Here is a 13,515-nt window from a genome sequence, read left to right on the forward strand (position 1 = left end):
TTTGGCCGCGACGTCAGACCCCCAGCCGCGGCACTTGGTGGGTATCGAAAGCCACGGCGACGTTCTTCGTCTCCATGTAGAAGTCGAAGGAATAGTCGCCGCCATCGCGGCCGATGCCGGATGACTTCACCCCGCCGAACGGAGTCGGCAAATGGCGGACATTCTCCGAATTGACCCAGATCATCCCGGCTTCGAGATCGCGTGCGACGCGATGAGCGCGGCCGACATCGCGGGTCCAGATATAGCCGGCGAGCCCGTACTGGACGTCATTGGCGATCGCGATCGCCTCTGCCTCGTCCTCGAACGGGATCATGGTCAGGACCGGCCCGAAGATCTCCTCCTGGGCGATCCGCATGTTGTTGCCGGCATCAAGATAGAGCGTCGGCTCGACATAGTTGCCGGCGCCGTCGAGCGCGCGACCGCCGCCGCAGGCGATGCGGGCACCCTCTCCCTTCGCCAGAGCGGGATAGGATAGCACCTTCTGCGCATGGCGCGGATGGATCAGCGGCCCGATCTCGGTCGCCGGATCGAGCGGATGGCCGACACGCAGGCGCTTCACCCGCTCGGCGACCTTGGCGGAGAAGGCGTCGTAGATCGAGCGCTGGACGAGCGCACGCGAGGACGAGGTGCAGCGCTCGCCATTGAGCGAGTAGATCATGAACAGCACCGCATCGAGGGCGCGATCGAGATCGGCATCCTCGAACACGATCACCGGGTTCTTGCCGCCGAGCTCGAAATGGACGCGCTTCAGCGTCTCTGCCCCCTGGCGCATGATGTGTTGGCCGGTCGTGGTCTCGCCGACGAAGGCGACCGCCTTGATCCACGGATGCTCGGTCAGCGCCTTGCCGGCGCTCTCGCCGAGCCCGTGGACGACATTGACCACGCCGGCCGGGAAGCCGTGCTTGCGGATGGTCTCGTCCATGATTTCGCCGAGCAGCATGGCCGAGAGCGGCGACCATTCGGCCGGCTTGTGGACGACCGTGCAGCCGGCGGCGAGCGCCGGCGCGATCTTCCAGGTCGAGAGCATGAACGGCGTGTTCCAGGGCGTGATCACGCCCACGGGGCCGATCGGCTGGCGCAGCGTGTAGTTGATGTGGCCCTCATCCGGCAGCGACAGGCCGTTGCCGGCCTCCGGCGCGCGGTCGGCATAGAAGCGGAAATTCTCCGCCCCGCGCAGCGCCGCCTTCGCCATGAAGCGGATCGCCTGGCCGCTGTCGCTGCTCTCGACCAAAGCGATCTCCTCTGCCCGCGCCTCGATCGCATCGGCGATCGCGTGCAACACGGCGCGGCGCTTGGCGCCGGAGGCGTTCTTCCAGGCGGGGAACGCCTTGCGTGCCGCGGTGGCGGCACGGTCGATCTCGGCCCCGTCGCCGGCGGCCACGACGGCCTGGCGCTCGTTGGTGGTCGGATCGAGTGTCTCGAAGGTCGCGCCGGAGGCCGAGAGAACGGCCTCGCCTGCGATCAGATGCGGCACGGTCCCGCTCGTGAAGCGCGCCATCGCCTGGCTCGCCTTTGCGAGGTTGGCGGTGAGCTTGGTGTCGGTCGCGGTCATGGCTTCGCCCTCGCTTTCAGGCGCTGGTGCAGATTGTTGGTCTTCAGCGACGCGGTTCCGTCGATCTCGGAGACGTCGAGGCTGAGCGCCAGGCCCCGGCGCTGGGTGATCTCGGCGGTCTCGCGCTCCAGCACCGCCATCAGCGCCTGCGCGACGCCGCGGCGGGTCTCGGCGTCGCGCCCCTCGCCGATCCGCACGGTCACGGCGATGAAGATGTGATCGGGGTCGCCATCGGCGATCCGATAGAGTTCCCGCCGCTCGGCGCGGGTCCTGAGGCCGGCCAGCGGGAAGACGCCGGTCTCCAGCGCGGCGGCGTGCAACGCCTCGACCAGCCGCATCGGGGCGAGCTCGTCCTCCAGATTGGCGGAGTATTCGATGACGATATGGGGCAAGTCGCACCTCCCAATGCCCGAATTAGATAACATGTTAAATTTATCGTCGCAAGCGCCTTCGCTCGCGTTTGCCTGCGACCATCGTTAGGGTGCGGCCGATTCCCGACGGATCTCACGCTTGACCGACAACAAGACGATAGGCGCCTCCAGCCCGGCCGCGACCCGGCTAAGGCTGCGCCATTTCTCCAAGTCGCTGCCGATGTCGCTGCTGCGGGCGCGCGAATCGGTGATGCGGCATTTCCGCAAGTCGCTGCGCGAATTCGGCGTCACCGAGCAGCAATGGCGCGTGCTGCGCGCACTCAGCACCAAGCCGCAGATGGAGGTGGCGGAGCTGGCGCGGGCGACCTTCCTGCTCGGCCCCAGCCTGTCGCGGATCCTCGTCGATCTCGACCAGCGCGGCCTGATCCTGCGCGAGCCCGATCCGGCTGATCTGCGCCGTTGGATGATCTCGCTCAGCCCCTCCGGTACCGAGCTGATCGACACTGTCACGCCGGTATCGGAAGCGATCTATCGCGAGATCAGCCAGCGCTTCGGCGAGGACAGGCTCGGCCAGCTGCAGGACCTGCTCGCCGAGCTCGAGGAGGCCATGGCCGGCATCGGCAATGACGGGCCGGACGCGCCAGCCGATTGACGGGGGCTGCGACGGTACATGATACCTGTCTATGGGGCTGGGGTACCCTGCGCCGGCGCGCGTCGGCGACTTAGCGCGCGGCCATTGGAGGCGTCGGCGGGAAGCTGGAGAAAGCTGGATCGGAGCGCCTACCAGGGCAATGCAGCCCAAGACGACCTGCGCCGCCCGGCTACACCGGGCGGCCGGCAGGTCATTCAAATGCGGAAGGAAACACCTTCCGTCTCAAGGGCTTGGTAGAACCCTCGAGAAAATATGGTGCCCAGGAGAGGACTCGAACCTCCACGCCCTTGCGAGCGCCAGCACCTGAAGCTGGTGCGTCTACCAATTCCGCCACCTGGGCAACGGCGGTTCGTTTACGGGGGCCGAACGCGCCTGTCAACGGGCGAAGCCGGCTTTTTGACAATAGCGTGTCGGCCGCGCTGCGGGCGGCGTCTCACCGCCTTCACAGCCGCGCTGCTATGCACTAGGACAGGCACAATAGAGCCAGTTTTCAGCGCTTCCAAACGGAGCTTCGCGTCGCCATGACGGTCCTGCCTCCCGCTTCGCAACTCGTCACGGTCTTCGGCGGCTCAGGCTTCCTGGGGCGCCATGTCGTGCGGGCGCTGGCGCGGCGCGGCTATCGCGTGCGCGCCGCCGTGCGCCGCCCGGACCTCGCCGGCTTCCTGCAGCCGCTCGGCATCGTCGGCCAGGTCACCGCGGTCCAGGCCAATCTGCGCTATCCCGATTCGGTCGCGGCCGCCGTCAAGGGCGCCGATGCGGTGATCAACCTCGTCGGCATCATGCGCGAGAAGGGCCGGCAGAATTTCTCCTCTGTGCAGGCGCAGGGCGCGCGTACCGTGGCGCAGGCCTGCGCCAATTTCGGCGTCGACCGGCTGATCCAGGTCTCGGCGCTCGGTGCCGACGCCGAATCGACATCCGCTTATGCCCGCAGCAAGGCCGAGGGCGAGGCGGCGGCCCATGCCCTAGTCAAGCAGGCGATCGTGCTGCGCCCCTCGGTGATGTTCGGGCCGGAGGACACCTTCTTCAACCGCTTCGCCTCGCTGGTGCGCATGCTGCCGGTGCTGCCGCTCGCCGGGGCCGAGACCAGGTTCCAGCCGGTCTTCGTCGGCGATGTCGCCGAGGCGATCGCGCGCGCCGTCGACGGCAAGGTCGAGGCCGGCAAGGTCTATGAGCTCGGCGGCCCCGAGGTGAAGACGCTGCGCGAACTGGTCGACTATGTCTGCGAGGTCACCGGCCGCAAGCGCCTGATCGCGCCGATGCCCTTCGGGCTCGCCCGCCTGCAGGGCCAGGTCCTCGAACTCGCCGACATGCTGACGCTTGGCCTCCTGCCGAACGAGCTCATCCTGACGCGCGACCAGGTCAACCTGCTCGGGAGCGATAATGTCGTCTCGTCGACGGCAGAAAAGGAAGGCCGCACCTTGCACGGCCTCGGCATCACCCCGATCTCGGCCGAGGCCGAGGTGCCCGGCTATCTCTGGCGCTTCCGCAAGGCCGGCCAGTTCGCCACCGCCCGCGCCAGCTGAGCGACTTCAGGGCACCAGCACCAGCTTGCCGGCCGTGCGCCGGCTTTCCAGCGCCGCATGGGCGGCGCTCGCCTGCTCCAGTGGAAAACTCTCGCCGGGTAGCAGCCTGAGCTCGCCAGAGATTGCGAGCCTGAACAGCTCGCCGAACTCGCCTGCGAGGCGTTCGGGCGCCAGATGCGGCAGCAGCGAGAAGCCGGCGATCGTCCGGTTGCCGAAGATCAGGGTCTTCAGTGCCTCGGCATCCGGCCGGAAGTCGGCGAGCGAGAGCGGGCCGTAGAGCACGAGCCGGCCGAACGGCGCCAGCAGCGCGAGGCATTGCGCCGGGATGTCGCCGCCGGAGGCATCGAAAACCAGATCGGGACCCGCACCGTCGGTCAGAGCGCGGACCTGCTCGGGCCAATCGCGCTGCGTATAGTCGACGGCGGCATCGGCGCCGAGCTTCTGCGCCAGTGCCAGTTTCTCGGCCGAGCTCGCCATGGCGATGATCCGCTTCGCGCCGCCGCGCTTGGCCAGTTGGACCAGCAGGCTGCCGACACCGCCGGCCGCGGCGCTGATCAAGACAGTCTTCTCTGCCGCCGGGTGGCTGCGCAGCAGGTGCAGAGCGGTCAGGCCCTGGACCTGCAGCGCCGTGGCGGCCGCAAAGGAGATCTCGTCCGGCAGGCGCACGACGACATCGGCGCGGATCGCGACCTGTTCGGCATAGCCGCCGCTCTGCACGCCGGCGACGTAGAGCGCGGCAGCGACACGGTCGCCGACCGAGAAGCCGGTGACGCCGTCGCCGAGCGCGGCGACCGTGCCGGCGATCTCGACGCCGGGAATGAAGGGCAGGGACGGCGTCACGGCATAACGGTCCTGCCGCATCATCACCTCGAAGAAGTTGACGCCGATGGCACCGACCGCGATCAGCACCTCGCCGGGACGGGGCGAAGGCGCGGCGATCTCGACGACCTCGAGCACGTCTGGGCCACCGAAGCGGCTGTACTGGATGGCTTTCATGACAGGCCTCACGCGAAGGGGATGAGCGTGGGCTGCGTTCTCGGCTAGGATGCCGGCCGGTGGCTACACACCGATTTGTTCGCTGCAGACCAAGAGGTGAGCATGGCCGACCCGATGAAGCGCCTGCCGATGCTGCCCGTCGAGCGGGCGCTCAAGGTGATCTCCGGCCGCTGGAAGGCCGTGATCCTCTATCAGCTCTTCGACGGCCCCAAGCGCCTGTCCGAGCTGCAGAAGCGCATTCCGCCGATCACCCAGAAGGTGCTGATCCAGCAATTGCGCGAGATGGAGGAGCACGGGCTCGTCAGCCGCGAGGTCTTCGCGCAGGTGCCGGCGCGCGTCGACTATGCGGCGACGCCGCTCGGCCAGAGCCTCGCCCCGGTGATCGCGACGCTGTGCGACTGGGGGCGCCGGCACGCCGCCGACCTTGGCGAGCTCGATACCCTGTCGGAATGCCGCTATCGCCCCGGAGCGCGGTCCGAAGCGGCGTGAGCGAGATATGGCGGGGAGCCGAAACGCGTATCAGGCGGCCGCCCGGTCGACGTCTCAGAGCATGCTGGGCAGGACACGATCCGGCGGCTTGTGCCCGTCCATGAAGGTCTTGATGTTGACGATGACCTTCTCGCCCATGTCGGCGCGGCCTTCATGCGTGGCTGAGCCCATATGCGGCAGCACGACGACGCGATGCTGGCGGGCGAGCTTGAGCAGGCGCGGATTGACCGCCGGCTCGTGCTCGAACACGTCGAGCCCGGCGCCGGCGAGCTCGCCGGCTTCCAGCATGCGCGACAGCGCCGATTCGTCGACGATCTCGCCTCGGGCCGTGTTCACCAGGATGGCGTCGGGCTTCATCAGCTTGAGCCGGCGGGCCGAGAGCAGGTGGTAGGTCGCCGGCGTATGCGGGCAGTTGACCGAGACGACGTCCATGCGCGCCAGCATCTGGTCGAGCGAATCCCAGTAGGTCGCGTCGAGCGCTTCCTCGATGCGCGAATCGAGCCGGCGGCGGTTGTGATAGTGGATCGACAGGCCGAAGGCGGCGGCGCGCCTGGCCAGGGCCTGGCCGATGCGGCCCATGCCGACGATGCCGAGGCGCTTGCCGGTAATGCGGCGGCCGAGCATCCAGTTCGGCGACCAGCCGGCCCATTCGTCGTCGGTGATGATGCGGGCGCCTTCGGCGATGCGCCGGGCAACGGCGAGGATCAGCGCCATCGTCATGTCGGCGGTGTCGTCGGTCAGCACGCCCGGCGTGTTGGTCACGGTGATGCCGCGCTGCACCGCGCTGGCGACGTCGATATTGTCGACGCCGTTACCGAAATTGGCGATCAGGCGCAGTTGCTCGCCGGCCTGGGCGATCAACCCGGCATCGATCTTGTCGGTCACGGTCGGGACCAGCACGTCGGCGGTCTTCATCGCCTCGACCAGGGCGGCCTGGCTCATCGGGGTGTCGTCGAGATTGAGCCTGGCGTCGAAGAGCTCGCGCATCCGCGTCTCGACCACGGCCGGCAGCTTGCGCGTGACCACGACCAGGGGCTTTTTCTTCGACATGGGCGGCTCCTTGAAGTCCCCTCAGGCTCCGATATTGCCGGTACAGCGCCCGATAGGCGTGACCAGTGGCCGCAGCGTCGCCATTCCGCCTCAACCCCCCATTAACCGAGGCGCATCAGGAATTGAGTCGGGCCGTTTCGACGGGCGGCAGCCGTTTCGTTCTCTAGCAGCGTTGCGGCGGAACACAACCTGACCCTTCGGTGCGAGTGCGCCGAAAGCGGGGCAGGCGAGGAGTGGTGGGATGACGGTTCAGACGATGCGCGTTGCGCTCGGCCTTATGTTTGCGACGGGGCTGACCCTGCTGGCGATGCCGGGTTCGGCCCAGGAGGTCGCCAACGGTCCGGTCTCGGGCCTGCCGCTGCCGCGCTATGTCAGCCTGAAGTCGGACCGGGTCAATCTGCGCGAGGGGCCGTCGAAGGAGCATCGCACCAGCTGGGTGTTCCAGCGCGCCGGCCTGCCGGTCGAGATCACCGCCGAATTCGAGACCTGGCGCCGGGTGCGCGATGCCGATGGCACCGAGGGCTGGGTGCTGCACAGCCTGCTGTCGGGGCGGCGCACCGTGCTGGTCTCGCCCTGGTCGAAGAACAAGAGCGAGTCCTTCTCGCTGCGCGAGAGCGCCAATGAAGGCGCTTCGGTGGTGGCGACGCTGGAGCCCGGCGTCATCGCCAATGTGCAGTCCTGCCAGAACGCCTGGTGCCGCGTCACGGTCAGCAAGATGTCGGGCTATATCAAGCAGGACCGGCTCTGGGGCGTCTATCCCAACGAGACCGTGCAGTAGCGTGCAAGCGTCGCTTGCTGCGAGGACGCCTCAGCCGCCGACCTTGCGCAGCCTGACGACGACGTCGACCCGGCTGATCTCGTAGCCATCGGGCGGCGGCGGCAATTCGGCGACGTCGACCGCCGAGGCAGGGATGTCGATCACCTTGTCCTCGCCATCGACCACGAAATGGTGATGGTCGCTGTTGTCGGTGTCGAAGAAGGTCTTGGCGCCGTCGATCGCGAGCTCGCGCAGCAGGCCTGCTTGCGTGAACTGATGCAGCGTATTGTAGACCGTCGCGAGCGAGACCGGCACGCGCGCCTTCATCGCCTCCTCATAGAGCATCTCGGCGCTAATGTGCCGGTCGCCCTTGGCAAAAAGCAGCCAACCGAGCGAGACGCGCTGGCGCGTCGGCCGCAGGCCGACCCGGCGCAGCTTCTGGCGCACATCGTGGAAGGGGCAGCCCTGCCGTGCGTCCGCTCCGTAGCCCTGCTCCTGCGTCTGGCCGTCCATGCCGCGCGTCGACTCCATGAGATCGTCCCAGCATCGGGACACCATCGTTTAGATTCGATGTAAGGCCTTGGCTACCTGGCCGCAAGCATAGGGGCGCTGCTGACAGGGTTCGGCAGCTGATCTTGGCAGGAAACGGGCCTTGCTCCAGGAGCCGCCCATGCCCGACGCCGCCCTGCTCTGGCTGTTCTTCTGCTTCGTCTTCGGCATCATCATCGTGCCCGGCATGGACATGGCCTTCGTGCTCGCCAATGCACTGGCGGGCGGACGCCGGCTGGGACTCTATGCCACGGCCGGTGTCGTCGCCGGCGGCGTCGTGCATGTCGTGGTCGGGGCGCTCGGTGTCGGTGCCGTGCTGAAGCTGTTTTCGGCCCTGTTCAACCTGCTGCTGTTCGCCGGCGCGCTCTACATTGCCTGGATCGGGCTTTGCCTGCTGCGCAGCGGCGCTTCGCTCGGAGCGATCCCTGTCACGCGATCACGCGTCCCGGCCGTGGCGTTCCGGCAGGGCATGCTGACCTGCCTGCTCAACCCCAAGGCCTATCTGTTCATGTTCGCCGTGTTCCCGCAGTTCCTCAAGCCGGAGGTCGGTGGGATCTGGCTGCAGGCGGCGATCCTCGGCGCGATCATCGCCGTGACACAGTTCGGCGTCTATGGTGGGATGGCCGTCGCCGCGGGCGGCGGACGCGGTGCCCTCGCCGGCCATCCCCGGGCCGAGGCTGCCCTTGGGCGCGCGGTCGGCGTGCTGTTGATCGTCGTTGCCGCTGTGACGCTCGTCCAGGGCTGGCGGGGGCTTGCCGGCTGATCATCCACGGCCCAGCCGACCTTGCGCCCTTCCGTTCCGCAGCGACACCGTGTTAGGCACGTTGCATCGGGAGTTGGCTGCCGGATCATGGGCGGCCGGAATGGAGTGAAGTCGGATATGGAGCGGCAATCGTCATTCAGCTACGAGGAGATCCTCGCTTGCGGGCGCGGCGAACTCTTCGGGCCAGGCAATGCGCAGCTGCCGCTGCCGCCGATGCTGATGTTCGACCGCATCGCCGAGATCAGCGAGACCGGCGGCGAGCATGGCAAGGGCATGGTACGCGCCGAGCTCGACGTCCGGCCGGACCTCTGGTTCTTCGATTGCCATTTCAAGGGCGATCCGGTGATGCCGGGCTGCCTCGGCCTCGATGCGCTCTGGCAGCTCACCGGCTTCTTCCTGGGCTGGCTCGGCCTGCCCGGCCGTGGCCGGGCGCTCGGCGTCGGCGAGGTCAAGTTCGCCGACCAGGTGCTGCCCACGGTCAAGCACGTCGTCTATGGCGTCGATTTCAAGCGCGTCTTCAAGTCCAAGCTCGTCCTCGGGATCGCCGATGGCTGGCTCGAAGCCGACGGGAAGCGTATCTATACCACGACCGATATGCGCGTCGGCCTGTTCAAGCCCGAAGCGGCCTGAGCAAAATCAGCCCGATGCCTTGCCTTCGCCGGCCGCGCGGTCCATTTGCGCGGTAGGCGATCTATTTACAGGTCCGGGGTTGGCCTCCCGGCCCGTCACCAAAGAGCCGGAGAAGCAGCATGAGACGCGTTGTGGTCACCGGGATGGGCATCGTCTCGTCCATCGGCAACAATACGCAGGAAGTGCTGGCCTCGTTGCGCGAGGCCAAGTCCGGCATCTCCTTCGCTCAGGACTTCGCCGAGCATGGCTTCCGCAGCCGCGTCGCTGGCGTGCCCACGCTCGATCCTTCGACCGTGCTCGACCGCCGCGCCATGCGCTTTCATGGCGGCGGCTCGGCCTGGAACCAAGTCGCGATGGAGCAGGCGATCCGCGACGCGGGGCTCGAGGAGAAAGAGATCAGCCATGAGCGCACCGGCATCGTCATGGGCTCGGGCGGCCCTTCGACCCGGGCGCTGATCGACGCCTATGACAAGGCGCGCGAGAGCGGTTCGTCCAAGAAGGTTGGCCCCTTCGCCGTGCCCAAGGGCATGTCCTCGACCGCCTCGGCGACGCTTGCCACATGGTTCAAGATCAAGGGCGTCAACTATTCGATCTCCTCGGCCTGCGCGACCTCGAACCACTGCATCGGCAACGCCTATGAGCTGATCCAGTGGGGCAAGCAGGACGTGATCTTCGCCGGCGGCTGCGAGGAGCTCGACTGGACGCTCTCCGTGCTGTTCGACGGCATGGGCGCGATGTCCTCCAACTTCAACGAGACGCCTGCTGTCGCCTCGCGTGCCTATGACGCGAAGCGCGACGGCTTCGTCATCGCCGGCGGTGCCGGCGTCGTCGTGCTGGAGGAACTGGAGCACGCCAAGGCCCGCGGGGCCCGCATCTATGGCGAGATCGTCGGCTATGGCGCGACCTCGGACGGCTACGACATGGTCGCCCCTTCCGGCGAGGGCGCGGTGCGCTGCATGCGCATGGCGCTCGACGGCGTGAAGGCCAAGATCGACTACATCAATCCGCACGGCACCTCGACCCCGGTCGGTGACGCCAAGGAGATCGAGGCGATCCGCGAGGTCTTCGGCGCCGGTGAGAAGAGCCCACCGATCTCGGCGACCAAGTCGCTGACCGGCCATTCGCTGGGCGCCACCGGCGTGCAGGAGGCGATCTACTCGCTGCTGATGCTCAACAACGACTTCGTCTGCGAGAGCGCCCATATCGAGGAGCTCGACCCGGCCTTCGCCGACATGCCGATCGTGCGCAAGCGCATCGACAATGCCGGGCTTGGCTGCGTGCTCTCGAACTCCTTCGGCTTTGGCGGCACCAACGCCACCATCGTGATGAAGCGCCTCGAAGCCTGAGAGAATTCTACCAGCGTGGCCGTCTAACGCGGTCGCCTGCGCTTCCGGTGCTCACGGACCAAAAGTCCGCTCCGCTCCGGTTCTCGGCAACCACGCCAGCCGACTCGCGCTGGCGGATTCTTGGAAGGTCTCTCCGCCATGCTCTTCATGGTGATCGAGCATTTCGACCAGGCGCGGGTGAAGGAGATCTACACCCGCTACCACAAGCATGGCCGGATGATGCCCGAAGGCCTCACCTATATCGACAGCTGGATCTCGGCGGATTTTTCCCGCTGCTTCCAGGTGATGCAGTGCGACGACGTCACCAAGCTGCAGGAATGGGTACTGGCCTGGGGCGATCTCGCCCGCTTCGAGATCGTGCCGCTGGCGAGCTCGAAGGACACTGCCGAGGCCGTACGGAAGCATCTGACGTGACAGCTGTCGTCTAGACGATTATATGCCTCGTCTAGACGGAGCATCCCGATGGCGTTCCACATCCGCGATCCGAGAACCGACAGGGCCGTGCGGCAACTTGCGGCCCGCAAGGGCGTAAGCATGACCGAGGCGGTGCGCGAGGCCGTCGAAAGCGAGCTTGCCAAGCTCGAGGAGGACAAGCGGCCGATGATCGAGCGCATTCGGGACATTCAGGAGCGCGTCGCCGCTTATCCAAAGACCGGCCTGAAGGCCGACAAGGCGTTCTTCGATTGGCTGTCGGGCGACGAATGATCTATGTCGACGCCTCGGCGATCATTGCCATGATTCTGGGCGAGCCTGACGCGGCCGCCCTCGCAGGTACCCTCGACGGGGGCGATTCCGCGATAACCTCGGCTCTGGCGATCTACGAAGCGTCGCTGGCGATCGCCCGGGTCAATGCCATTCCTGCGGCTGCGGCCAAGGACGCGATCCATCTCACCTTGAGCCGGATGTCCATCGCCGTCGCGCCGATCGACGAGAGCCAGGGTGATATTGCCGTGTCCGCCTTCGACCGCTTCGGCAAAGGACGCCATCCGGCGGCGCTCAACATGGGCGATTGCTTCGCTTACGCTTGTGCGGTCGCTCACAACGCCCGCATCCTGTTCAAAGGGCAGGATTTCAGCCAAACCGATCTCCGTTCCGCCCTCGCCGCTTCCTGAATTTCGACCGTTAGACGGATTGTCCGAGCATGCTCCCCCTGATGCACAACAAGCGCGGCCTCGTCATGGGCGTCGCCAACCAGAATTCGATCGCCTGGGGCATTGCCCGCACACTGCATGCGCATGGCGCCGAGATGGCCTTCACCTATCAGGGCGAGGCGCTCGGCAAGCGGGTCAAGCCGCTGGCCGAGAGCATCGGCTCGAAGCTGGTGATCCCCTGCGATGTCGAGGACGTCACGACGGTCGATGCCGCCTTCGCCGCGATCGACGAGGCCTGGGGCGGCGATCCCGAGCGCAACACGCTCGATTTCCTGATCCATGCCATCGGCTTCTCCGACAAGAACGAGCTCAAGGGGCTCTATGCCGACACCACCCGCGAGAATTTCTCGCGGACGATGGTGATCTCCTGCTTCTCCTTCACGGAAGCCGCCAAGCGCGCCGCCGCGCGCATGCCGAACGGCGGCAGCATGATCACGCTGACCTATAGCGGCTCGAACCGCGTCATGCCGAACTACAATGTCATGGGGGTCGCCAAGGCGGCGCTGGAGGCGAGCATGCGCTATCTCGCCGCCGATTACGGTCCCAAGGGCATCCGGGTGAACGCGCTCTCGCCCGGGCCGGTGCGCACGCTCGCCGGAGCCGGCATCTCGGATGCGCGCGCCATGTATTCCTGGCAGCGCGCCAACTCGCCCTTGCGCAAATCTGTGACGCTGGACGAGATCGGCGGCTCGGCGCTGTATTACCTCTCCGACCTGTCGGGCGGGGTGACCGGCGAGGTCCATCATATCGATGCCGGCTACCACATCACCTCGATGCCGGTGCTGGAAGGCCTGCGCGCTGCGGACACCGGCAACGGCGACTGAACCCTCAAGGGCTCTTTCGCCGCCTGCAAGGCGAGGCTATCCTCCGCTTCGGTGGAACCTGGGGCGCATGCTGCCGGTTCGACCAGTGAGCCATGGAGGACGCTCATGGTCACGGTGAAATACGAGATCGTCCAGCACGATGGCGGCTGGGCCTACAAGGTCGGCGACGCGCTTTCGGAAACTTTCCGTTCGCACGACGCTGCGCTCAAGGCGGCCAACAAGGCGGCTGCCCGCCAGAAGCGGCCGGGCGTCACCGACGGCATCGTCTACCAGGACGCCAAGGGCGACTGGCACGAAGAGCTGGCCGATGGCCGTGACCGACCGAACACCCGGATTGTCGACGGCGAGTGAGTGCCATTCTCGGGCGGCGCGAAGCGCTGATCCGAGAATCTCCTGACACGAAGGTGCTGGCTGGAGCCTCATCCTGCCTGAGATGCTCGGGTCGAGCCCGAGCATGACGCGCGCATGGTCGCTTATCTCTGCGTGAAGAAGGTCAGCAGCACCTTGCCCTTCTCGCCGAGCAGGCAGAGGAAGCGGCGCGGTTTGTCGGATTTGTCGGTCTTCAGATACGCTTCGCCCATGATGATGCGGGTGACCGGGGTATCCTCGACCTTGGTCTCCGCCACGGCGATCGTCAGCCCGTCCTCGTCGATATAGATGTCCTTGATCTCCGGCTCGCGGGCGGTGAGCGCCGCCATCGCGGTCGCCTTGCAGGCGGAAAGTTCCGGCGAGGACGGCTTCTCGACTGGCGCCGGGGAAGCCGGCGCGGCGTTCTGGGCGAGGGCGGGAGCCGCGAGAGAGGCAAGCAGAGCGGTGGCGCAGGCGATCTTGCTGAGCATGTGAACCTCGGTTGTTGCCGAGG

The 13,515-nt window shown here is 66.8% G+C and carries 18 protein-coding genes and 1 tRNA gene; 12 read left to right on the top strand and 7 right to left on the bottom strand.

Annotated features, from left to right (window positions below; translation table 11 throughout):
- Positions 1–13: 13 nt before the first annotated feature.
- Together hpaE and AC3WLC_RS00415 are read right to left on the bottom strand one after the other, a co-directional pair.
- Positions 14–1,552: a 5-carboxymethyl-2-hydroxymuconate semialdehyde dehydrogenase gene (gene hpaE / locus AC3WLC_RS00410; RefSeq protein WP_493681981.1), complete on the bottom strand. Its 1,539-nt coding sequence runs from the start codon at positions 1,550–1,552 to the stop codon at positions 14–16.
- A complete protein-coding gene (locus AC3WLC_RS00415) occupies positions 1,549–1,944 on the bottom strand; it encodes a 5-carboxymethyl-2-hydroxymuconate isomerase (RefSeq protein ID WP_493681982.1) in 396 nt (131 codons plus the stop codon). Before AC3WLC_RS00415 ends, hpaE begins: the two co-directional genes overlap by 4 nt.
- A 199-nt stretch (positions 1,945–2,143) precedes the next feature.
- Here AC3WLC_RS00415 and hpaR point away from each other — a divergent pair, with 199 nt between their 5' ends.
- Positions 2,144–2,575: a homoprotocatechuate degradation operon regulator HpaR gene (hpaR, locus tag AC3WLC_RS00420; protein WP_493683107.1), complete on the top strand. Its 432-nt coding sequence runs from the start codon at positions 2,144–2,146 to the stop codon at positions 2,573–2,575.
- Positions 2,576–2,828: 253 nt separating this feature from the next.
- Here the strand turns inward: hpaR and AC3WLC_RS00425 are convergent.
- A tRNA-Leu gene (locus tag AC3WLC_RS00425) sits at positions 2,829–2,915 on the bottom strand.
- Positions 2,916–3,096: 181 nt separating this feature from the next.
- On the opposite strand from AC3WLC_RS00425, the gene AC3WLC_RS00430 reads away from it, so the two are divergent.
- On the top strand, positions 3,097–4,098 hold the full coding sequence (locus AC3WLC_RS00430) for a complex I NDUFA9 subunit family protein (RefSeq protein WP_493681983.1): 1,002 nt from the start codon (positions 3,097–3,099) through the stop codon (positions 4,096–4,098).
- Positions 4,099–4,104: 6 nt separating this feature from the next.
- Here the strand turns inward: AC3WLC_RS00430 and AC3WLC_RS00435 are convergent, their stop codons facing one another.
- A complete protein-coding gene (locus tag AC3WLC_RS00435) occupies positions 4,105–5,094 on the bottom strand; it encodes a quinone oxidoreductase family protein (protein ID WP_493681984.1) in 990 nt (329 codons plus the stop codon).
- A 102-nt stretch (positions 5,095–5,196) separates the two neighbouring features.
- Between AC3WLC_RS00435 and AC3WLC_RS00440 the strand changes: the two genes are divergently transcribed.
- Positions 5,197–5,583: a winged helix-turn-helix transcriptional regulator gene (locus AC3WLC_RS00440; protein WP_493681985.1), complete on the top strand. Its 387-nt coding sequence runs from the start codon at positions 5,197–5,199 to the stop codon at positions 5,581–5,583.
- A gap of 54 nt (positions 5,584–5,637) precedes the next feature.
- Here AC3WLC_RS00440 and AC3WLC_RS00445 read toward each other — a convergent pair whose 3' ends face one another.
- Positions 5,638–6,633: a 2-hydroxyacid dehydrogenase gene (locus AC3WLC_RS00445; protein WP_092155441.1), complete on the bottom strand. Its 996-nt coding sequence runs from the start codon at positions 6,631–6,633 to the stop codon at positions 5,638–5,640.
- A gap of 241 nt (positions 6,634–6,874) precedes the next feature.
- Here AC3WLC_RS00445 and AC3WLC_RS00450 point away from each other — a divergent pair, with 241 nt between their 5' ends.
- Positions 6,875–7,411: an SH3 domain-containing protein gene (locus AC3WLC_RS00450; RefSeq protein ID WP_493681986.1), complete on the top strand. Its 537-nt coding sequence runs from the start codon at positions 6,875–6,877 to the stop codon at positions 7,409–7,411.
- A 30-nt stretch (positions 7,412–7,441) separates the two neighbouring features.
- Here the strand turns inward: AC3WLC_RS00450 and irrA are convergent, their stop codons facing one another.
- Positions 7,442–7,921, bottom strand: coding sequence for an iron response transcriptional regulator IrrA (gene irrA / locus AC3WLC_RS00455; RefSeq protein ID WP_291677982.1), 480 nt, complete (start codon positions 7,919–7,921; stop codon positions 7,442–7,444).
- 139 nt (positions 7,922–8,060) lie between these two features.
- Here irrA and AC3WLC_RS00460 point away from each other — a divergent pair, with 139 nt between their 5' ends.
- From AC3WLC_RS00460 to AC3WLC_RS00495, 8 genes are all read left to right on the top strand, one after another.
- Complete coding sequence (locus AC3WLC_RS00460; protein WP_493681987.1) at positions 8,061–8,702, top strand: LysE family translocator; 642 nt, start codon at positions 8,061–8,063, stop codon at positions 8,700–8,702.
- A 117-nt stretch (positions 8,703–8,819) separates the two neighbouring features.
- Entirely contained in the window at positions 8,820–9,332 is a 513-nt protein-coding gene (fabA, locus tag AC3WLC_RS00465) for a 3-hydroxyacyl-[acyl-carrier-protein] dehydratase FabA (RefSeq protein ID WP_326874342.1), read from the top strand.
- Positions 9,333–9,451: 119 nt separating this feature from the next.
- Positions 9,452–10,678, top strand: a complete 1,227-nt coding sequence (gene fabB / locus AC3WLC_RS00470; RefSeq protein ID WP_493681988.1) for a beta-ketoacyl-ACP synthase I — start codon at positions 9,452–9,454, stop codon at positions 10,676–10,678.
- A gap of 120 nt (positions 10,679–10,798) precedes the next feature.
- Positions 10,799–11,092: a DUF3303 domain-containing protein gene (locus tag AC3WLC_RS00475; RefSeq protein WP_493681989.1), complete on the top strand. Its 294-nt coding sequence runs from the start codon at positions 10,799–10,801 to the stop codon at positions 11,090–11,092.
- A 48-nt stretch (positions 11,093–11,140) separates the two neighbouring features.
- A complete protein-coding gene (locus AC3WLC_RS00480) occupies positions 11,141–11,383 on the top strand; it encodes a type II toxin-antitoxin system VapB family antitoxin (protein WP_493681990.1) in 243 nt (80 codons plus the stop codon).
- Positions 11,380–11,790 carry a type II toxin-antitoxin system VapC family toxin gene (locus AC3WLC_RS00485; protein ID WP_493681991.1) on the top strand — a complete coding sequence of 137 codons (411 nt, stop codon included), beginning with the start codon at positions 11,380–11,382 and terminating at the stop codon, positions 11,788–11,790. Before AC3WLC_RS00480 ends, AC3WLC_RS00485 begins: the two co-directional genes overlap by 4 nt.
- 29 nt (positions 11,791–11,819) lie before the next feature.
- Entirely contained in the window at positions 11,820–12,653 is an 834-nt protein-coding gene (gene fabI, locus AC3WLC_RS00490; RefSeq protein WP_493681992.1) for an enoyl-ACP reductase FabI, read from the top strand.
- A 105-nt stretch (positions 12,654–12,758) separates the two neighbouring features.
- Positions 12,759–13,004: a DUF2188 domain-containing protein gene (locus tag AC3WLC_RS00495; protein ID WP_493681993.1), complete on the top strand. Its 246-nt coding sequence runs from the start codon at positions 12,759–12,761 to the stop codon at positions 13,002–13,004.
- Between the two features lie 122 nt (positions 13,005–13,126).
- On the opposite strand, the gene AC3WLC_RS00500 is transcribed toward AC3WLC_RS00495, so the two are convergent.
- A complete protein-coding gene (locus AC3WLC_RS00500) occupies positions 13,127–13,492 on the bottom strand; it encodes a hypothetical protein (protein WP_493681994.1) in 366 nt (121 codons plus the stop codon).
- Between the last annotated feature and the right edge of the window lie 23 nt (positions 13,493–13,515).

It is taken from the genome of Allobosea sp. GW821-FHT03A12 (assembly GCF_058986765.1).